Source organism: Mesorhizobium sp. M0991 (assembly GCF_040318915.1).
Lineage (GTDB): Bacteria > Pseudomonadota > Alphaproteobacteria > Rhizobiales > Rhizobiaceae > Mesorhizobium.
This window is the reverse complement of the sequence record NZ_JAMYNE010000082.1, coordinates 1-4387: the sequence shown is the minus strand read 5'-3', so window position 1 is coordinate 4387 and position 4387 is coordinate 1. Positions and strand designations below refer to the sequence as shown.

The window sequence follows — 4387 nt, the reverse complement described above, 5'->3', positions numbered from 1 at the left end:
GCCACCAGGGAAATGCGGGCGCCACCAACGATGCGGCTGAAGACGTCTCGGCCGAGATAGTCGGTGCCGAGCCAGTGGCTCCAGCTCATGCCCTCCAGTGTCGCCGAATAGTCCTGCGCACTCGGATCGTAAGGCATGATCGCAGGAGCGAAGATGCCGATCAGCACAAAGCCGATTACGGGGAGCAGCACCAGCCACGGCCAGTCCTTGATGTCCCTGATAGCAGAAATGTTCATTGCCTCATGCTCCCCGCGCCCGGCGCATTCGCGGATCCGCGACGATGCAGATCATGTCGACGATGAAATTGACCATGACGAAGAAGACGACAAACAGCAGCAGCACCGACTGCATGCCTATGAAGTCGCGGAAGCGTATCGCCTCGATGAAGAAGGCACCGACGCCGCGCAATGCAAATACCGTCTCGACGACGATCGATCCGATGATCATCAGCGTGAATTGCGCCCCGAATGTCGTCAGGAACGGAATGGCAATGTTGGGCAGCGCCTCGCGCAGCAGCACCTGCGTTCTGGTATAGCCTTTTGCGAAGCCAGTGGTCGCAAACGGCCGCGACATCGCTTCCTGGAGGTTGACCCGAACGACACGGCTGAGAACGGAGGCTGGGAACAGCGCGATCGTCACCCATGGCAGAAGCCATGAGGTGAAGCCGCTCGTGCCGAAGGTGGGCACCCAGCCGAGCATGACCGAAAACACGATCACCAGCAGCGCCGCCACGAAGAAGTTGGGGGTCGATGCGCCAATCAGCGAAAATGCGTGCAGAAATCTGTCCATGAAGCCGCCATTGCTGACGGCGCCGGCAATGCCAAGCGTGATCGAGAAAATGAAGGCGAGAACGCCGCCGCCGGCAAGCAGAGCCGCCGTCATCGGGATGCGGGCGGCAAACTCCGACGAGATCGGCTTTCCCGTTCGCAGTGAGATGCCGAAATTGCCGGCCAACGCGCCGGAAAGCCAGCGTCCGTAGCGGATCGGCAACGGGTCGTAGAGCCCGAGCTCGTTGCCGATCTTGGCGATCATTTCGGCGTCCGCGCCAGGGCCTGCCGCACGCTCGGCAATCAGTGCCGCAACATTGCCCGGAGCCGCCGCAACCAGGGCGAATGTCAGCGCGGATGCCGCCAGGATCAATAGGCAGGCAAGCAGCATTCGTCGCAGGATCGTGCGCTTCATCGTCAGGCCTCGTTTGGGCTCGAAGTCTTCAGGCCTTCAGCGTGATCGCCTTGAACGGCAGATCATAGTCGGTCGCCGGGAGCGAGAAATTCTCGGCGCGGGGATTGTGAGCCCACAGCCGCTGGCTGACGACAAGCGGACAGATGGCGGTGTTGTCGTGCAGCCAATCGTAGAGAGCCTGCATCTTCAGGTCGCGTTCGGCGCCGCTCGCCTCGAGCGCAGTCTTGACGACGCCGTCGAGCGCGTCCGAGACATAGATCTTGCCGTCAGGCCCGCTGTCCGCCGTCGAGACGAAGGCATTGCCAAGGGTCCCGTGAGGGTCATAGGGAGCGCCATAGGTGGTGAAGAAAGCGAGATCATAGTCGAAGGCCGGACGCCGTTCATGCATGGTGGCATTGTCCACCGAGGAGACTTGCACCTGGAAACCGACCTCGGACAACTGACCCTGGATCATTTCGGCGATGCGCCGCGACCCCGGCAGGGATTCTTCGGAAACCAGAAAGTCGATGGCCAGAGGAGAACCAGCCTTGGTCCAGGCGCCGCCGCTGTCGACCCAGCCGCCGTCGGCGAGGATCTTCTTGGCCACCGCCACGTCGCGCACCGGCACGTCATGCCGCTTGCCCGACGAAGGCACGTTTGCCGGGAACAGATCGGCGGCCGGGTCGGCAAAGCCCTCGAACAGCACCTTGGCGATCGCCGCCCGGTCGACCGATGCATAGACGGCGTCGCGGACGGCCTTGTCGGCGATGATCTTCGACTTCGGCGAATAGCCGAGCAGCATCGTCGCGGTGCCCGGCTCGGCTACGACCTTCATGCCGTCGCTTTCCAGCGCGCGAGCGCGGCGCGGCGACAGCGTCGCCACCCAGTCGCCGCCGATGACATCGAGGTCGCCTGAGCGGAGGCCGTTGGCGCGAGCGAGTTCATCGGGAACCACCTTCAATTCCATGCGGCTGAAAAGCGGCTTCTCGCCCCAGTATTTGTCGTTGCGAACGAGGCTGGTGCCGCTCGAATCGTATTTTTCGACGATCCATGGACCGGTTCCGATCGGCGCAGTCTGCTTGCCATCCTTGTCGACTGCCTTGGGCGACAGGAAACGGACAGGCCGCACGATTGTGAGTTCGAGGAGTGCCGCCGGCACCGGCCGCTTCAGCTTGACCGTCAGCTTGTTCGGTCCGTCCGTGACGATGCTGTCGAACGCGTCGGAGATGCCGATCCAGGAGAAGTCGCTCACCCCCATCCAGCGCTTGAGGTTCCATTCGGCTGCGGTGGAATCGAAGGGCGTGCCGTCGCTGAAGGTCACGCCTTCACGCAGATCGAAGGCGATCGAAAGCTGATCGTCGGCAATGGTCCATTTGGTGGCAAGTCCCGGCTCCAGCGCGCCATTCTGGCCATAATGGATCAGCGCATCGAAGACGATGGTGTAGGTGCTCAGCGTCGAAACGTTCTGCAGCAAATCGAGGTCGCCGGTCTCCGCGGCGATGGCAATCTTCAGCGTGTCGTTGGTTTCGGAAAAGGCGGCGCGTGGCAGCGCGGCGGCGAAGGCAAGGCCAGCGGTGGAAACAAGGAAATTGCGGCGGTCGAGAGTGATCATGTCAGTTCCCCATTTTTTGATTGGTAGTGATTGTACACATGCATTCCCATTTGTATAGACATATACGGCGCAAATCCAAGTTGGCGCGCAGCGCTGCGTTTGGCATAGGAAAGCGCCGTCTCGCGTAATGTCGCCATGCCGGCGCGGGTCTCGACAAGGGCTAAATCCAGCTCAGCGTCATCGCCGCCAGCGCTAGATAGCGGCCGACCTTCGCAATCGTGACAATCGCAAGGAAGCTCCAGAACGGCTCCCGCAGCGCTCCCGCCACAAGCGTCAGCGGATCGCCGATGAGAGGCAACCAGCTCAACAGCAGCGACCATCGTCCATAGCGCTGATACCATCGCGTCGCGCGCGTCAGCGCGGAGGGCTTCACCGGGAACCATTTGCGGTCGCGAAAGCGATCGACGCCCCGGCCGAGCCACCAGTTCACGATCGAGCCGAGCACATTGCCGGCGCTTGCGGAGGCGATGAGCAGAGTCGGGGCATAGCTTTCTGTCAGAAGCAGTCCCGCAAGGGCTGCTTCCGATTGCATCGGCAGGATGGTCGCCGCCGCGAACGCGGTCAGAAATAGACCGCCATAGATGGCGAGCTCGCCAAGCATGTTGAGTTCTCAGCTTGTCTTGGGCCATTTCGGGTGCCGATCATCGACGACGTAGCCATGCGAATGCTCATACCCCGCTTCCGACCATACTGCGTCGCCGATGTGCCGGTCGTCCTCAGGCGGATCGACATGCATATGCACAAGCACGTCGGGATCATGTTTCGGCCAGAGCCAGACCGCGGCAAGCAGGGCAGCGGCGCCAATGATGCCGAGCAGAATGAATGTGAAAGGCAATCCCATCGCCGCACCGACGCGGCCGGCAATGGGATACGTGATCAACCAGCAGGCATGCGAAAGCGCGAATTGGGCAGCAAACAGAGCGGGCCGGTCGACGGCATCGGCGGAACGCCTGATCAATCGGCCCGAAGGCGTCTGCGCCAGCGAGTAGCCGAGCCCGAGCACGAACCAGAGCGCCAGTAGCAGATAGTAACTGCCGGCGAGAGGTCCCACCAGCACGCCCACGACCAGAATCGCGGCGCCCGAGAGCATCGCAACCCGGTCTGGGACGTTCTCCAGCAGCCGCGGCAGGGCAAGAGCTGCAATCATCGATCCGCCGCCGAACGCTGCGAGCGCCAGCGCCGTGTCACTTTGCGAGAGGCCGAACTGTGCCTGAACTAGGACGACCGTGTTGACGATCACCATCGCGCTTGCCGCCGCGACGGCAACGTTAAGTGCCAGCAGCCCGCGCAATCGCGGCGTCGCCAGATAGATGCGCAATCCGCGCGTGGTACGATCGTAAACGCCGCGCGGCTGCGACGGTTTAGGGCTCGGCAGGACCACCGACACCACCAGCGCCGCCGAGGCGAGAAAGCCGATAACCGTACCGGCGAACAGGCTGTGGAAGCTGATGACGGAAAGCAGCGCCGCCGCCAGCATGGGACTGACGACGCTTTCCAGGTCGTAGGCCAGTCGCGACAGCGACAGGGCTCGCGTGTAGTCCTTCTCCTCGGGCAGCACGTCAGGAATAGAGGCCTGGAAGGCCGGAGTGAAGCCTGCCGACGCCGACTGCAGGA

General features: G+C 62.5%; 4 protein-coding genes and 1 pseudogene. All 5 read right to left on the bottom strand.

Going from position 1 to position 4387, the window contains the following annotated elements:
- Positions 1-236, bottom strand: a pseudogene (locus NKH70_RS35440) (hypothetical protein); the annotation flags it as partial.
- Positions 237-240: 4 nt separating this feature from the next.
- Entirely contained in the window at positions 241-1182 is a 942-nt protein-coding gene (locus NKH70_RS35435; protein ID WP_352508371.1) for an ABC transporter permease, read from the bottom strand.
- A 28-nt stretch (positions 1183-1210) separates the two neighbouring features.
- A complete protein-coding gene (locus NKH70_RS35430; protein ID WP_353027455.1) occupies positions 1211-2773 on the bottom strand; it encodes an ABC transporter substrate-binding protein in 1563 nt (520 codons plus the stop codon).
- A gap of 160 nt (positions 2774-2933) precedes the next feature.
- Positions 2934-3374, bottom strand: coding sequence for a YqaA family protein (locus NKH70_RS35425; protein ID WP_353027454.1), 441 nt, complete (start codon positions 3372-3374; stop codon positions 2934-2936).
- Positions 3375-3383: 9 nt separating this feature from the next.
- Positions 3384-4387, bottom strand: a 1004-nt coding sequence (locus NKH70_RS35420; protein ID WP_353027453.1) for an MFS transporter, incomplete at its 5' end; no start/stop codon positions are given.

Bases quoted from the DNA above. Each gene is read 5' to 3' on its own strand.
- NKH70_RS35435 (WP_352508371.1), bottom strand. From the start codon at position 1,182: ATGAAGCGCACGATCCTGCGACGAATGCTGCTTGCCTGCCTATTGATC.
- NKH70_RS35430 (WP_353027455.1), bottom strand. From the start codon at position 2,773: ATGATCACTCTCGACCGCCGCAATTTCCTTGTTTCCACCGCTGGCCTT.
- NKH70_RS35425 (WP_353027454.1), bottom strand. From the start codon at position 3,374: ATGCTTGGCGAGCTCGCCATCTATGGCGGTCTATTTCTGACCGCGTTC.